This window comes from Micromonospora sp. NPDC049101, assembly GCF_040648675.1.
GTDB lineage: Bacteria > Actinomycetota > Actinomycetes > Mycobacteriales > Micromonosporaceae > Micromonospora.
In genome coordinates this window covers 126,374-141,057 of sequence record NZ_JBEZED010000008.1, presented here as the reverse complement: position 1 = coordinate 141,057, position 14,684 = coordinate 126,374, and the positions used below count along the sequence as shown (strand labels likewise).

Below are 14,684 nucleotides of genomic sequence, written 5' to 3'. Positions count from 1 at the left end.
CCACGTACCCTCGCAGTCGATGACCGAGAAGACTGGTTCCCCGCAGCAGGGCGGGTCCGAGCAGCAGGGCGGGTTTCCCCGCCGGGACGCCGAGGGGCGCATCCGTACCCTGGGTGATCTGCTCGGGGTGTGCCTGGCCGGCCTGGTCATCGGTGCGTTGGCGTTGGTGTTGTTCGACTGGGGGTTCGCCTCGATCGGCGCCGGCGACTTCGGCCACACCAACGGCTGGCTGGCCGTGATCCTGCCGGCCTGGCTGTTCTGGGACGACTTCCGGGCCTGGGAGTTCGGCGCGGCCCGGGTGGTGTCGGCGGTGGTCGCCGCCGCCGTGGGAGTGATCGTCGGGCTGCTGGTCGCCGGTCTGGCCGCCGGCCTGCCGCCGCTGCTGTCCGGGACGTTGGCGGCGGTGGCGTTCACGGTGGTGTACGCGACTGTCTGGTTCCCGGGTGTGCGCTGGCTGACCCGCCGGACCGGCTGACCGCGACCGCCCGCTGGGCGGATCGACCTTCCCGCCGGCACCGGCGGGCGACGGAGAGAACGGAGTGGTGCAGGTGAGCGCCGCGCTGAAGTACACGCTGGCCCGGATCGGGCTGTTCGTCGCCGTGCTGGCGGCACTCTGGTTCGTCGACATGAACGTGTTCCTGAAGCTGATGTTGGCGCTGGCCTTCTCCGCGGCGCTCTCCTTCTTCCTGCTGCGCGGTTGGCGGGACGAGTTGGCGGGTGAGATGGCCACCGCCACCGAGCGCCGCCGCGCCGAAAAGGAACGCCTCCGCACGGCCCTGGCCGGCGAAGACCAAACCCCCACCCCAGACCCCCCCACCCCCACCCAAACCCCCGACTCCCAGCGTTGATCATGGAGTTATAGCCACGACACGCCGAGTGGTCGGGCTATAACTCCATGATCAACTGCGCCGGGCCGGGCGGGGGCGGGGCCGGCGGGGCCGGGCGGGGGGGCGGGGCCTGGGGGTGTGGGGGTGTGGGGGTGTGGGGGTGGGGTGGGTTACCAGTTGGTGGAGTTGGGGGCCTTGGGCCAGGGCTTTGCGAGTGGCTTGATCAGGTACGCGATGCCGCCGGAGCCGCCGGAGACGCCGCCGCTGGCATTGGTGCGCTTGGTCCGCAGCCAGATCTGCTCGAACTGCGCACGCTTGTAGACGTTGCGCACCACGTCGTTGCTGGACGAGGCGGGATCGTTGACGATCACGTCGCCGTCGGCGGTGAAGCCGACCACCACGAACAGGTGCCCGGAGGTGCCGTAGTTCGCCCCGTCCAGCTCGCTGGCGAGGAAGGACTGGCTGGTCACGACGGGGATGCCGGCGGCGATGAAACGCTCCAGTTCGTCCAGTGAGTGCAGGCGGGTCACCCGACCCTCCAGCCCGGGGAAGCTGGCCGCGTACGCGGTGTTGAACGGCCAGTTGCCGGCCCCGTCGTACGCGTAGTCGAAGGTCATCCGAGCCGCGTGGTTGACCGTCGGGTCGGGGTAGGTCGGGTCCACCCAGGAGGTGTCGGCCGGCGACGGCTTGCGCCCCCAGTACTCGACGACCATCTCGGTGGAGGTGGGCGAGCACCACGCCTCGCCGCCGCCGTCGTACTCGGGGTAGTGCCCGGCGTGCACGTTCTGCGAGTAGCGCGGCACCGGCAACTCGACGCCCCAGGCGATGTGCCCGGCGCTCGGCGGAACGGTGAAGCGGTCCGGCACGGTGGAGCTCATCGCGCCGAGCATCCGGACCACCGGCGCGGCGGTCTGCCCGGGTGCCCGGTAGAGGGTCAGCCGCAGTTGGTACGACCGCAGCAGCACCCCGGCGGCGGCGTCGTCGATGCTGAAGGTGTCGGTCCAGATCGTCGACCAGGGGTCGCCCTGTGGCTCGACGCTTGTCCGTTTGATGTCGGTGTCGCCGGACGCCCAGCGACCCATCACGTACCACGGGGTCTGGTCGCCGCTGGTGTAGCTGCCCTGCATCTCCACCTGGATCCAGGTGCCGGCGGGGGTCTCCGCGTTCCACGAGGCGATCAGTTCGGTGGCGTCGAACCCGATCCGGGTCACCGGCGAGGTCCAGGTGCCGTACTCCCAGGTGCGGGTGCTGCCGGTGTGGGGGTCGGTGTACTCGGTGGTGCCGGCGGGGCGGGCCAGGGTGAGGCCCGCTCGGGCGCCGGGCACCACGCGGGTGCCGGCCCGGCTGCCCCGGTGCCAGTCGGCGGGCCCGGACCAGTCCTGGAAGGTGATCTGCTCGTCGTGACCGGTGGCCGGCGGGCGGCCGGCCAGCGCGGGTGCTGTGGTGGCGAGCAGGGTGAGCGCGGTGATGCCGGCGAGGGCGCCCGCGCGCAAGCGGGATCTGGCCATGAGTGCTCCGTCGGTGTCGAGAGGGGCATCGTCGACTGTCAGCTTTCCGCCTGGAAGGAAGTTTCGCCAGATGTTCATGGATGGAAAATCATTGCCGCCGCGATGATCCGCCTGGGATGGCCAAGGTAACGATCAATATTGATATGACCATGTGACAGGTGGTGAAGTGTCCTTCACCGAGCGGGATCTCCCGCCCATCGAGGAGGTAGTCCATGGCCCTCCGCACGCCCACCCCTCTCCGCCGCGTCCTGGTGCTCGCCGTCGTCACCGGGCTGGGCATCGTCACCGTCGCCGCGGGCCCGGTCGCGGCCCGCCCGGCACCGGACCGCACCGCCGAGCCGGCCGCCGCCGGCTACCGGGTGCTCGGACCTCGTACCCTCGCTGACCGCAACGCGGTGGCCCGCACCGGAGCCGCCATCGACTACTCCGAGCACGGTGTCCTGCACATCTCGGCGACCGCTGGTGAGGCCGCCGCGATCGGCAAGCTCGGCTTCCGGCTCGAACCGCTCGCCCCGCCGCCCAACGCCGAGCGCGGCGCCGGTGAGATCGGCACGACGGCCTTCCCGCCCGCCGACTCCAACTACCACGACTACGCGGAACTGACCGCCGTCGTGAACCAGGTCGTCGCCGACCATCCGGCGATCGCCCGCAAGATCAGCATCGGTTCGTCGTACGAGGGCCGCGACCTGATGGCGGTGAAGATCTCCGACAACGTCGGCACCGACGAGAGTGAACCGGAGATCCTGTTCAACTCCCAGCAGCACGCCCGTGAGCACCTGACCGTCGAGATGGCGATCTACCTGCTCAACCTCTTCACCGACAACTACGGCGGCGACTCCCGGATCACCAACATCGTCAACAGCCGGGAGATCTGGATCGTGCCGACGGTCAACCCGGACGGCAGCGAGTACGACATCGCCACCGGGTCGTACCGGTCCTGGCGCAAGAACCGGCAGCCCAACAGCGGTTCGTCGAACGTCGGCACCGACCTGAACCGCAACTGGGGCTACAACTGGGGTTGCTGCGGCGGCTCGTCCGGCAGCACCTCGTCGGAGACCTACCGGGGGCCCTCGGCGTTCTCCGCACCCGAGACGCAGGCGCTGCGCAACTTCGTCAACGGCCGGGTGGTCGGCGGCGTGCAGCAGATCAAGGCCAACATCGACTTCCACACGTACTCGCAGCTGGTGCTCTGGCCGTACGGCTACACCACCGCGAACACCGCGACCGGGATGAGCGCGGACCAGTACAACACCTTCGCCACCATCGGTCAGCAGATGGCGGCCACCAACAGCTACACCCCGGAGCAGTCCAGCGACCTCTACATCACCGACGGGGACAGCCTCGACTGGATGTGGGCCACCCACAACATCTGGGCGTACACCTTCGAGATGTACCCCGGCTCGGCCGGCGGCGGCGGCTTCTACCCGCCCGACGAGGTCATCACCGCCCAGACCACCCGCAACCGCGAGGCGGTGCTGCTGCTCAGCGAGTACGCCGACTGCCCGTACCGGGCCATCGGCAAGCAGTCGCAGTACTGCGGCGGCGGTGGCGGCACCACGGTCTGGTCGGACACCTTCGAGACCGCCACCGGCTGGACGATCAACCCGTCCGGCACCGACACCGCCACCCTCGGCGCGTTCGAGCAGGGTGCCGCCCAGGCGACCACGTCCTCCGGCGCCAAGCAGCTCACCCCGTACGCCGGGTCCAACGACCTGGTCACCGGCCGGCTGGCCGGCTCGGCGGCCGGTGACTACGACGTCGACGGCGGCGTGACGAGCGCCAGGTCCCCGGCGGTGACCCTGCCGTCGTCCGGCACGCTGACGCTCTCGCTGGCCTGGTACCTGGCGCACGGGTCGAACGCCTCGTCGGCGGACTACCTGCGGGTGAGCGTGGTGCACAACGGCGGCACCACCGCGCTGCTCACCCAGGCCGGCGCGGCCAGTAACCGCAACGGCAGTTGGGCGGTGGCCAACCTCAACCTCTCGCCGTACGCCGGCCAGTCGGTCCGCATCCTCGTCGAGGCGGCGGACGCCTCCGGAGCCAGTCTGGTGGAGGCGGCTGTGGACAACGTCACCATCACGTCCTCCTGATCGGGTGGGGCCCCGTCCCGCCCGACGGGGCCCCACCACCCGCTCCCGAGCCTCCAGATCCGGGACATATGCCTCCCCGCGGCGGCCAGACCCATCGGCCAGTGGCGATCCGCCCTTGATCGATCCGGCACGTCCCGGCGGTGCGCTACCGTCTTAGCGACCAGTCCGCAGCGAAGCCGGTGCGAAACCCGGCGCTGTCCCGCAACTGTGATGCCCCACCCGGTCGGTGGGGACGAGCCAGGTCGCCTACGGATCGGTCGCGATACGCGCTCTCGAGGAAGGGCGCCTCGTGGGCGGGCGTACGAAAGTCCCTGTCGGCGAAGCACCACACTCCTCGACCGACAGGAGGCCCCCATGTTCAGACGTACCCCTCGGCTCTTCGCCGCGACCCTCGCGGTCGCCGCGCTCGCCCTCGGCGCCTGCGCCGAGAAGGCCGACGACAAGCCCAGTGCCGGCACCGCGGCCGCCAGCTACCCGGTCACGGTCGGCGCGCTCACTCTCGACAAGCGCCCGGAGAAGATCGTCGCGCTGTCGCCCACCGCCACCGAGATGCTCTTCGCGATCGGTGCCGGCCCGCAGGTGACAGCCGTCGACGACCAGTCGAACTACCCGGCCGGCGCGCCCAAGACCGACCTCTCCGCCTTCCAGCCGAACGCCGAGGCGATCGCCGGTAAGAACCCGGACCTCGTGGTGCTCTCCGACGACCGCAACAAGATCGTCGACCAGCTCGCCAAGCTGAAGATCCCGGTCTACCTGACGCCGGCGGCGACCAAGCTCGACGACTCGTACCGGCAGATCACCGAGCTGGGCACGCTGACCGGGCACGCCGACCAGGCCGCCGACGTCGCCACCCGGATGAAGGACGACATCGCCAAGCTGGTCAAGGACCTGCCGCAGCGTGCCGAGAAGCTCACCTACTTCCACGAGCTGGGCCCGGAGCTGTACAGCGCGACGAGCAACACCTTCATCGGCTCGATCTACAGCCAGGTCGGTCTGACCAACATCGCCGACCCGGCCGACGCGGACGGCAAGAACGCCGGCTACCCGCAGCTGTCCCAGGAGTTCATCGTCAAGGCCGACCCGGACTTCGTCTTCCTGGCCGACTCCAAGTGCTGCCAGCAGAACGCCGACACGGTCAAGGCTCGCAGCGGCTGGGCCGGGCTCACCGCGGTCAAGAACAACCGGGTGATCGCACTGGACGACGACATCGCCTCCCGCTGGGGGCCGCGCGTCGTGGACCTGCTCCGGATCATCATCGACGCGGTCGCCAAGGTGCCCGCGTGACAGTCGTCCGTCGGTGACCGGGCCGCTGCCCGCGGCTCGGCCTGCCGGGCTGCGGATGCGTTGGCTGGTCACCGGGGTGTTCGCGGTGCTCGTCGCGCTCGTCGTCGGGGTGTCGCTCGGCCCGGTGAGCCTGCCCCCGGGCAGCGTCGCCGCCGAGCTGCTCAACCTGATCCCGGGGGTGCACCTCGACAGTGGGCTGACCGAGCGGGAGATCGCGATCGTCACCGAGCTGCGGCTGCCCCGGGTGGTGCTGGGCCTGGTCGTCGGCGGGCTGCTCGCCATGGCCGGCGGGTGCTACCAGGGCGTGTTCCGCAACCCGCTGGCCGACCCGTACCTGCTGGGTGTGGCCGCGGGCGCCGGCCTCGCGGTCACCGCGGCGATCGCCCTCGGCGGCGCCGGCCGGCAGGGTGCGATCTCCGGGCTGCCGATGACCATCCCGCTGGCCGCGTTCGCCGGGTCGCTGCTGGCCGTCACGATGACCTACGTGCTCGGCGCGGCCGGCGGGCGGGGCGGCTCACCCGCGATGCTGATCCTGGCCGGGGTGGCGGTCTCCGCGTTCCTCTCCGCCGGGCAGACGTACCTGCTGCAACGACACTCCGACAGCATCCAGCCGGTCTACTCGTGGCTGCTCGGTCGGCTTGCCACCGCCGGGTGGCACGACGTGTTGCTGGTGTTGCCGTACGCCGCGCTGACCACTGTGGTGGTGCTGCTGCACCGCCGTGAGCTGGACGTCCTCGCCGTCGGCGACGACGAGGCGAGGAGTCTGGGCCTGCACCCGCAGCGCACCCGGTACCTGCTGATCGCCGCCGCCTCCCTGGGCACCGCGGCGGCGGTCTCCGCGACCGGGCTGATCGGCTTCGTCGGCATCATCGTGCCGCACACCGTCCGGCTGCTCGCCGGATCGAGCTACCGGGTGATCCTGCCGATGTCGCTGCTGTTCGGTGGCGCGTTCCTGGCGCTGACCGACGTGGTGGCCCGCACCGCCGCCGCGCCCTCCGAGGTGCCGATCGGAGTGGTGACCGCGCTGCTGGGCGGCCCGTTCTTCGTGCTCGTGCTGCGAACCGCCCGGCGGGCGCTCACATGAGCCCCGACCCCACCGCTGGCCCGTCCGCCGCCGCCCGTTCGGTCGACGGCGTTCGGTCGGTCGGCGGCGACGTGCCGGCCGTCGAGGTGCGCGGGCTGCACGTGAGCCTGGACGGCACGCCGATCCTGATCGGCGTCGACCTCACCGTCGCCGTCGGCGAGTGGGTCACCGTGATCGGCCCGAACGGCGCCGGCAAGTCGACCCTGTTGCGCGCCGTCGGCGGCCTGCTGCCCGCGCCGGGGGCGATCACCCTGTTCGGTACGGCGAGCGCCGCGCTGCGCCGCCGGGACCGCGCCCGGGTGGTGGCCACTGTGGCGCAGTCCCCGGTGGTGCCGCCCGGCATGTCGGTGCTGGACTACGTGCTGCTCGGGCGCACCCCGTACATCCCGGCGCTGGGCCGGGAGTCGACAGCCGACGTCGACGCCGCGTACGACGTGCTGCGGCGGTTGCACCTCACCGGCTTCCAGCGCCGCGAACTGGCCACCCTCTCCGGGGGCGAACGGCAGCGGGTGTTCCTCGCCCGCGCGCTCGCCCAGGGCGCGACTTTGCTGCTGCTCGACGAGCCGACCAGCGCGCTCGACATCGGTCACCAGCAGGAGGTGCTCGAACTCGTCGACCAGTTGCGCCGCGAGCACGGCCTGACCGTCCTCGCCACGATGCACGACCTCTCCCTGGCCGGCGAGTACGCCGACCGGATGGTCATGCTCGCCGGCGGTCAGGTGGTGGCCGCCGGAACCCCACCCGAGGTGCTGACCGAGCACCTGCTCGCCACCCACTACCGGGCCAGCGTCCGGGTCGTCCCCGGCACCCACGGACCCCTGGTGGTCCCCGTCCGCCCCGCCCGCCCCTGAGCAGGCAGGCGCTGGGTCAGGGGCCCAGGTCGATGACGGAGAAGAGGGCGCCCTGTGGGTCGCGGAGTGCCGCGAAGCGGCCCGCTGGGATATCGCGGGGTGGGACCAGGATCGTTCCGCCCAGCTCGGCGGCGCGGGCCGCGGCGGCGTCCGCGTCGGTGACCGCGAAGTACACGGTCCAGTACGCCGGCAGGTCGGCCGGGAAGTCGTCGGCCAACGGCGGCATCATCCCGGCCACGATCTGCGTCCCGAGCCGCCACCCGGTGTACGTCATCGGGCCCACCGCCTGGTCGTCGGGCTGCCAGCCGAACACCAGCTCGTAGAAGACCTTCGCGCCCTCGGGGTCGGGGGTGACCAGCTCGTTCCAGCTCATCGCGCCCGGCACGTTGTACGCCTCGGCACCGGCCATCGCCAGCGGCTGCCACACGCTGAACGTGGCGCCCGCCGGGTCGGCGAAGACCGCCATCCAGCCTCGGTCGAAGACCTCGAACGGCGGCACGACCACCTGCCCACCGGCTCGTTCGACCCGGCCGGCGACCAGTTCGGCGTCGTCGGTGGCGACGTACGTGGACCAGATGGGCACCTGGTCCGGGATCGCTGGCGGCCCGGCCCCGGCCACCGGCCTGCCGTCGAGCAGGAAGACCGTGTAGCCGCCCGCCTCGGGCTCCGGTGTGATCCGGCCGGTCCACCCGAACAGCTCGGGGTAGAAGCGCCGCGCGTCGGTCAGGTCCGGGGTGGCCAGGTCGGCCCAGCAGGGTGTGCCCGGCGGGACGGTGCTCACGGTCGAAGACCCCTCTCGGCCCGGGCGGCCACGGCGACCCCCTGCCGGAATCCTGGCACCGTCCCGCCGCGGCGCGGGGCGGAAACGGACGAATCGTCAGCTGAACCGGCGACCCTCGTCCCGTCGGTACGCCCAGGCGGCGAGCGCGGCGAGCAGCACCACCCAGACGCCGAGCATGATCATTGCCAGCGGGTCGACGGTGTAGTCACCGACCGCCGACCACATCAGTTCGGCCGCGCCCCGGGTGGGCAGGAACGGCGCGATCGTCTCGATGAACCCGGGCGCGTCGCCCGGCGCGGAGAGCAGCCCGCCGCCGAAGGCGAGCGGGAGGAACACCACCTGGGCCACCACGATCGCGGCCTTGCTCGGCAGCGAGTAGCCGATGGCGAGCCCCAGCAGCGTGAACGGCACCGAGATGACGGCCACCGTGACGGCGGTCAGCAGGAACGCCGCCGGGGTGATCGTGGCCGCGGTCAACGTCGCGCCGATCACCACGACCGGGAGCAGCGAGAGGTAGGTGAGCGCCAGGCCGGCCAGCACCCGGCCCGCGAAGCGGGGTGCCGGCCCGGCCGGCAAGGTCCGGGTGTACGGGTTCCACGGCTGGTCGCGGTCCTCGGCGACGCCGACCCCGTACTGGAAGACGTTGGCGCTCATCACCGAGAAGGTGATCATCGACGCGGTGGCGAAGGTGGCGCCGACCGCGTCGTCGCGCGCGAACGGCACCACGAAGAAGATCATGGCGGCGGCCGGGAAGAAGGCGCTGCCGACGACGGCCACCGGGATCCGGATGATCTCCAGGAGTTGGTAGCGGGCGTGGACCAGGGCGAGCTGCACGGTGGCCTCCTCAGACAGTGGTGGGTTGGCCGGCGGCAGCGGCGGCGGCGGTGGGTTGGCCGCCAGTGGCGGTGGTGGCGGGTTGGCCTGCGCTGGCGGGTTGGTCCCCGCCGGGCGCGCCCCCGCTGGTGATGGCGAGGAACGCCTCCTCCAGCGAGGTCGGCCGTACCTCCAGGTCGCTGAACGGGGTCCGGGCCGTGACCAACGCGCGGACCAGTTCGTCGGCATCGGTGGTGAGCAGGTGCAGCCGCCCGTCGATCCGTTCGCTGCGGACGACCCCGGGCAGGTCGGGCAGGTGGTCGGCGACCAGGCTGACCCGGCGTACGCCGACGATGCCGCGCACCGCGTCCACGGTGTCGTCGGCGAGCACCCGGCCCTGCCCGATGACGACCACCCGGTGGGCCAGCGCCTCCACCTCCTCCAGGTAGTGGCTGCTCAACAGCACGGTGCCGCCGTCGCTGTGGAACGCGCGGATCGCGTCCCACAGGGTGTGCCGGGCGGCCACGTCCAGGCCGGTGGTCGGTTCGTCGAGCAGCACCAGCCGGGGCCGGCCGACGAATGCCAGCGCCACCGCCAACCGGCGGCGCTGCCCACCGGAGAGCCCACCGGTCTGCCGTCGGGCGAGATCACCCAGACCGAACTGGTCGAGCAGTTCGCCACGGGGAACCGGGTCCGCGTAGTGCGCCGAGACGAAGTCGACGACCTCACCGACGCGCAGCGTGCCCGGCAGGCCGGTCTCCTGCGGGGTGACCCCGACCTGGCGACGGCTCGCCGGGTCGCGGGGGTCGCCGCCGTTCAGCTCGACCCGCCCCGAGGTGGGGCGGCGCAGACCCACCAGCAGGTTCATCAGGGTGCTCTTGCCGGCGCCGTTCGGCCCGAGGAGGCCGACCAGTTCACCGGCCCGGACTTCCAGGTCGACGCGGTCGAGGGCGAGGACGTCGCCGTACCGGCGGCTGGCCTGGTCGGCGCGAGCGAGGATCATGACTGCTCCTTCGACGGGGTGGGGTCGAGCAGGGCGCGAATTGTCTCGGTGTACTCCTCGAACGCCCGCCGCCCCCGCCGGCTGAGCCGGACCAGGGTTGCCGGGGTGCGTCCACGGTGGGTCTTGCTGATCTCCACGTAGCCGGCGTCCTCGAGTTTGCGCAGGTGCACGGAGAGGTTGCCGGCGGTCATGGCGAGCAGTTCCTGCAAGCGGGGGAACGCGATCCGGTCGCCGTCGCCGAGGGTGGAGAGGCTGGCGACCACCCGCAGCCGGGCCTGCGCGTGGATGACCGGGTCCAGTTCCGTCATGCCCGGTGCCGCTGCCGCCGTCGGGCGATCGCGCCTGCGACAAGCATTCCGCCACCGCCGGCCACCGCCACGATCAGCGCGTGCCAGCCCGGCCCGGCAAGGACACCGACCAGGTTGATCACGCTGACCCAGACGCCCAGCCGGAACAGGTCCCGGTCCAGCCAGATCGCTCCGCCGGCCATGTGCAGCGCGCCGGTCAGCCCGACGGCGGTCGCCGACCAGAGCAGCGCGGCCAGGTCGTGCGGCAGGTGCTCGGAGATCCGGCCGAGCGCCGCGTAGACGCTCACCGGCCCCAGACCCCAGGCCCAGAGGTACCAGTGTCCGCGCCGGGCGGAGTCGCCGGTCACCTGCCCGTAGGCGCGAGCGCTGGCCATCGCCTGGATCGCCGCCGCGACCAGGAGCAGGGCGAAGAGGGCGATCAGTGGCAGCCAGCTCGGCAGGTGGACAAGCGACCGCTCGCCGGGGGAGAACCGCAGGAAGAACAGCCCGAAGCCGACCAGCCAGGCGACTCCCCAGGGCCAGTAGAGCAGACGGGCATCGGGATCGAGTCCGCGTACGGTCGCGGACCGCTGCTCCTCGATCAGCCGGAGCGCCGCCGCGGCATCGGCGGGCGGCAGATCGTCGTCGTGGTTCACGCAAAGAACTTTACGACACAAAGTCGAGGCGTGGTGTCCCCCGACGTCGCGCACGGGGTCACCGGCGGCATTGGGGAGTGCCTATGGTGGGGGCCGTGGCGGCTGACCTGTCGCACCGGGCACAGGGGAGGGTCCGTGTCGAGCCCGAACAGCGAGCCGAAGGTCCGGACGGCGTTCGCCGCGGCGCCCCGAGGCCGGCGGGCGAGCTTTCACCGCTCCTTCGACGACGGGCACGCGCCCCGGCACGACCCGCACCGACCAGGCGGCCACGAGGGGCACCGATGACGCTCGACGGGCGTCACGCACGCCACGTCGAGGGGATCACCCGACTACTACCGGCCGGAGAACGGGTGCGCGCGGTGGCCCGGGTCCGAGCCGGCGCAGGCCTGACCCCGGCGGCACCTCCGCAGCCGGCGGCGCCACCTGCGCCCGGTGGTCCGGGCATCCTGGGCATCCTGCTCAACGTGCTCTCACCCACCATCACCTTCGGCCGGGCCGACAACGCCGTCGACTGGCTCTTCTTCGGTGTCGGAGGTCGAGGCGCACCGGGTTCGCAGGCATCTCTGCTGCACCACGCCCTGACCGTGGCGACGACGGGGGCCGGCCTCCGGGACATCGTGCTCGGGGTCACCGACGGGCGGTTGCTGCTCGGCGCGACAGCACCGGTCGGGCTGCTGTCCAGCTCGGCGGCGGACGAACGAGCGCAGGCCGACGTCGAGCTGCTCGGGTCGGTGCCGCGCACGACCGTCGCCGCCCGGGTCGGCCGGTACCGGTTGAACTGGAAACGGCTGCGGATCGACTTCGCCGACGGTTCGTGGCTGTCGTTCCATGTGCCGCTGGCTGATTCCGCCCGCCCCCTGCGGGACGTCGCGACAGCCCTGTCAGCCGGCTGAGCCGTCGCCGGGCGTGCGGGCCGTGGCGGGTGCCAGCCCGGCTGAGCCGCCGCCGAGCGGGGCGGGCAGCGGCTCGCGGTGCAGCACCGTCAGCCGGGACACCGCCCGGGTGAGCACCACGTACAGCCGGTGCAGCCCGCGCGGCTCGGCCGCGACGATCGCGGCCGGCTCGACCACCACCACATGGTCGTACTCCAGGCCCTTGACCAGCGTCGCGGGCACCACGGTGACCCGCTCCGCGGCGGTCACGTCGTCGGCGGTCGCGGTCTCGACACCGGCGGCGGCCAGCGCCGCGCGCAGCTCGTCGACCGCGTCGTCCGCGGCGATCACGCCGACCGAGCCGTCGTAGTCGAGCGCCGCGCGCACCTCGGCCACCGTCTCCGCGACCAGATCGGTCACGGTACGCACATCCAGCCCGCCGTCGTGGCGCAGCGACTCGGCCGGCGGTACGTCCACCGCGAGTGCCGGGAGCAGCAGGTTCGCGAACGCCACCACCGCCGCGGGCACCCGGAAACCAACAGTCAACGGGACCACCACGGCGTCCGGCTTACCCAGGTGGGCGAGGGACTCCCGCCAGTCCGTCGCCGCCCACGGCGAGGTGCCCTGCGCGAGGTCACCGAGGAGGGTGATCGAGCCGTGTTCGCTGCGCCGGGCAATGGCCCGACACTGCATCGGGGACAGGTCCTGTGCCTCGTCCACGACCACGTGCCCGAACCCGGACGGTCGTTCCAGCAGGCCGGCCGCCTCGTCGATCAACACCACGTCGGCGGCGGTCCAACGGGTCGCCTTCGCGGTGCGAGCCGGCTTCACCCAGCTGAGCAGCGCCTGCTCGGTGTCGCTGAGCAGCCCGTCCGCCGCTGCGGCGAGCCGGACCGGGTCGGCGAGCAGGCCGTAGACCAGCCCTTCCGGGGTGAGCGCCGGCCAGACCGCGTCCAGAAAATCGAGCACCGGACGGCAGCGGCCCATCCGACGTAACCAGGCATCGCTTGGCGACTCCGCCCGACGCGCCTCGGCCTGTCGTTGCAGCAGGCTCACCACCCGAGCCCGGACCCGTTCCCGGCCCGTGCCGTACGGCAGCCCCTCCCGGCGGGTTTCCTCGACGATCCGGTGCAACGGCTCCAGCCCGATCCGCCACCGGAACGACCCGTCCGACACGGTGATCGAGTCGGTAGGTGTGCCGATCTGTGCCTGCACCGCGCGCTGCAACACCCGCGCCATCCGTACGTCGTGCTTGAGCACCGCGGCCGCCGGTGCGTCGACCGCCCGAACCGGCACCCCGGAGATCAACTCCTCCACCGTGGCCTGCTCGACCTCCACCTCACCGAGCGCCGGCAACACCGCCGCGATGTACGACAGGAACGCCCGGTTCGGTCCGACGATCAACACACCCGCCCGGCGCAGCCGCTCCCGGTGCAGATAGAGCAGGTACGCGGCCCGATGCAGGCCGACCGCCGTCTTCCCGGTGCCCGGCGCTCCCTGCACACAGATCGAGTCGGCAAGGTCGGCTCTGACCAACTCGTCCTGCTCCGGCTGAATCGTGGCGACGATGTCCCGCATCGGCCCGACGCGCGGTCGCTCGATCTCGGCGGTGAGGATCCGGCTCGTCGTGCCAAGCTCCTCGCCCCGATCGAGACGCTCATCCTCGAAACTGGTCAGCACCCCGTTGCTGAACCCGAACCGTCGCCGGACCGCCACTCCCTGCGGATCCCGTGCACTGGCCTGGTAGAACGACCGGGAGACGGGCGCCCGCCAGTCCAGCACCAACGGCTCGCCGCGCTCGTCGGCGACGTGCCGCCGCCCCACGTGATACCGCCGACCGTCATGGCCAAAGGTGCTCGCACCCGCGCCGGGATCCCCGCCGGACCTGCCCTCGCTGCCGCCGGTGTCGGTGCTGTCGGTGTCGGTGCCGCCGGTGTCGGTGCTGCCTGGGGCCGCGGCGTCAGGGTCTGTGGATTCGGCGAAGTCGAGGCGGCCGAAGAAGAGTGGTGTGGTCGGGTCGTCGGCCAACTCGGTCACCCGCCGGGCCAGGGTGCGGCCAAGCGTCTCCGCCGCGTACGCGTCGCCGGCCACCTGGTCACCGGTGGCGAAGAGGGCTTCGGCGCGCTCCCGCATCCTTCGCAGTGCGGCCCGTGAAGCTGCCAGGTGTGCGCGTTCGGCGGACAGATCCGTGTCGAGGTGGGTGTCGATATCGAGTGCGGGCATGCTGACGTCCCATCGTTCACATCTGCTGCGCGCTCGCGTGTCCGGGGGCGGATGGCCGGCCGCCCGGCGCGAAGACGTCCGTGCCGGTGCAGGTCACCTCGGCCGTCAAGCGGGCTGCAACCTTACGCTCTTCTCTCAGTCGCCACTACCGAATTACCCAGGGGACCACCTGCCGGAGACGGCGTGTTGCCGGGCGGGGCGGCTCGCCCGAGGGGCGAGCCGCGAGACGCGACAGAACGACCTGCCCTTCTGGAGGGCGCCACCTGACGGCCCGGCGGGCTGGCGACGTGATCGCCACGCGGTCACCAAGCAACTCGGTGGCCTCGGTGGCCTCGGTGGTCTCGTGGTCCGGCGGTCCCGGTGGCCTGGTAATCCGGTGGCCTGGTCACATGGTCGCCTGGTGAC

The 14,684-nt window shown here is 71.9% G+C and carries 14 protein-coding genes; 7 read left to right on the top strand and 7 right to left on the bottom strand.

The window, feature by feature from the left end; genetic code table 11:
- Window positions 1-19 precede the first annotated feature (19 nt).
- Window positions 20-475: a hypothetical protein gene (locus tag AB0B57_RS13515; protein ID WP_357068697.1), complete on the top strand. Its 456-nt coding sequence runs from the start codon at window positions 20-22 to the stop codon at window positions 473-475.
- A 73-nt stretch (window positions 476-548) separates the two neighbouring features.
- On the top strand, window positions 549-848 hold the full coding sequence (locus AB0B57_RS13510; RefSeq protein WP_357068695.1) for a DUF4229 domain-containing protein: 300 nt from the start codon (window positions 549-551) through the stop codon (window positions 846-848).
- Window positions 849-997: 149 nt separating this feature from the next.
- Here AB0B57_RS13510 and AB0B57_RS13505 read toward each other — a convergent pair whose 3' ends face one another.
- Window positions 998-2,335 (bottom strand): C39 family peptidase, encoded by a 1,338-nt coding sequence (locus AB0B57_RS13505; protein WP_357068693.1) that lies wholly within the window; start codon window positions 2,333-2,335, stop codon window positions 998-1,000.
- Window positions 2,336-2,547: 212 nt separating this feature from the next.
- On the opposite strand from AB0B57_RS13505, the gene AB0B57_RS13500 reads away from it, so the two are divergent.
- The 4 genes from AB0B57_RS13500 to AB0B57_RS13485 all read left to right on the top strand — a co-directional run bounded on the left by AB0B57_RS13500 (window position 2,548) and on the right by AB0B57_RS13485 (window position 7,644).
- On the top strand, window positions 2,548-4,425 hold the full coding sequence (locus tag AB0B57_RS13500; protein ID WP_357068691.1) for a M14 family zinc carboxypeptidase: 1,878 nt from the start codon (window positions 2,548-2,550) through the stop codon (window positions 4,423-4,425).
- Window positions 4,426-4,779: 354 nt separating this feature from the next.
- Complete coding sequence (locus AB0B57_RS13495; protein WP_357068689.1) at window positions 4,780-5,709, top strand: ABC transporter substrate-binding protein; 930 nt, start codon at window positions 4,780-4,782, stop codon at window positions 5,707-5,709.
- Window positions 5,710-5,764: 55 nt separating this feature from the next.
- The gene (locus AB0B57_RS13490; RefSeq protein WP_357068957.1) at window positions 5,765-6,793 is read left to right on the top strand and encodes an iron ABC transporter permease; all 1,029 of its coding nucleotides are present in this window, start codon (window positions 5,765-5,767) and stop codon (window positions 6,791-6,793) included.
- Window positions 6,790-7,644 carry an ABC transporter ATP-binding protein gene (locus tag AB0B57_RS13485; RefSeq protein ID WP_357068687.1) on the top strand — a complete coding sequence of 285 codons (855 nt, stop codon included), beginning with the start codon at window positions 6,790-6,792 and terminating at the stop codon, window positions 7,642-7,644. Before AB0B57_RS13490 ends, AB0B57_RS13485 begins: the two co-directional genes overlap by 4 nt.
- A gap of 16 nt (window positions 7,645-7,660) precedes the next feature.
- On the opposite strand, the gene AB0B57_RS13480 is transcribed toward AB0B57_RS13485, so the two are convergent.
- The 5 genes from AB0B57_RS13480 to AB0B57_RS13460 all read right to left on the bottom strand — a co-directional run bounded on the left by AB0B57_RS13480 (window position 7,661) and on the right by AB0B57_RS13460 (window position 11,184).
- The gene (locus AB0B57_RS13480) at window positions 7,661-8,425 is read right to left on the bottom strand and encodes a VOC family protein (RefSeq protein WP_357068685.1); all 765 of its coding nucleotides are present in this window, start codon (window positions 8,423-8,425) and stop codon (window positions 7,661-7,663) included.
- Window positions 8,426-8,521: 96 nt separating this feature from the next.
- Window positions 8,522-9,259, bottom strand: a complete 738-nt coding sequence (locus AB0B57_RS13475) for an ABC transporter permease (RefSeq protein ID WP_357068683.1) — start codon at window positions 9,257-9,259, stop codon at window positions 8,522-8,524.
- A gap of 10 nt (window positions 9,260-9,269) precedes the next feature.
- Window positions 9,270-10,241 carry an ABC transporter ATP-binding protein gene (locus AB0B57_RS13470; RefSeq protein ID WP_357068681.1) on the bottom strand — a complete coding sequence of 324 codons (972 nt, stop codon included), beginning with the start codon at window positions 10,239-10,241 and terminating at the stop codon, window positions 9,270-9,272.
- A complete protein-coding gene (locus tag AB0B57_RS13465) occupies window positions 10,238-10,549 on the bottom strand; it encodes a transcriptional regulator (protein WP_357068679.1) in 312 nt (103 codons plus the stop codon). The genes AB0B57_RS13470 and AB0B57_RS13465 overlap by 4 nt, the downstream gene beginning before the upstream one ends.
- Window positions 10,546-11,184, bottom strand: coding sequence for a transporter (locus tag AB0B57_RS13460; RefSeq protein WP_357068677.1), 639 nt, complete (start codon window positions 11,182-11,184; stop codon window positions 10,546-10,548). Before AB0B57_RS13460 ends, AB0B57_RS13465 begins: the two co-directional genes overlap by 4 nt.
- A gap of 281 nt (window positions 11,185-11,465) precedes the next feature.
- On the opposite strand from AB0B57_RS13460, the gene AB0B57_RS13455 reads away from it, so the two are divergent.
- Complete coding sequence (locus AB0B57_RS13455) at window positions 11,466-12,077, top strand: hypothetical protein (RefSeq protein WP_357068675.1); 612 nt, start codon at window positions 11,466-11,468, stop codon at window positions 12,075-12,077.
- Here AB0B57_RS13455 and AB0B57_RS13450 read toward each other — a convergent pair.
- Window positions 12,066-14,279 (bottom strand): AAA family ATPase, encoded by a 2,214-nt coding sequence (locus tag AB0B57_RS13450; RefSeq protein ID WP_357068673.1) that lies wholly within the window; start codon window positions 14,277-14,279, stop codon window positions 12,066-12,068. The genes AB0B57_RS13455 and AB0B57_RS13450 overlap by 12 nt on opposite strands.
- Window positions 14,280-14,684 lie beyond the last annotated feature (405 nt).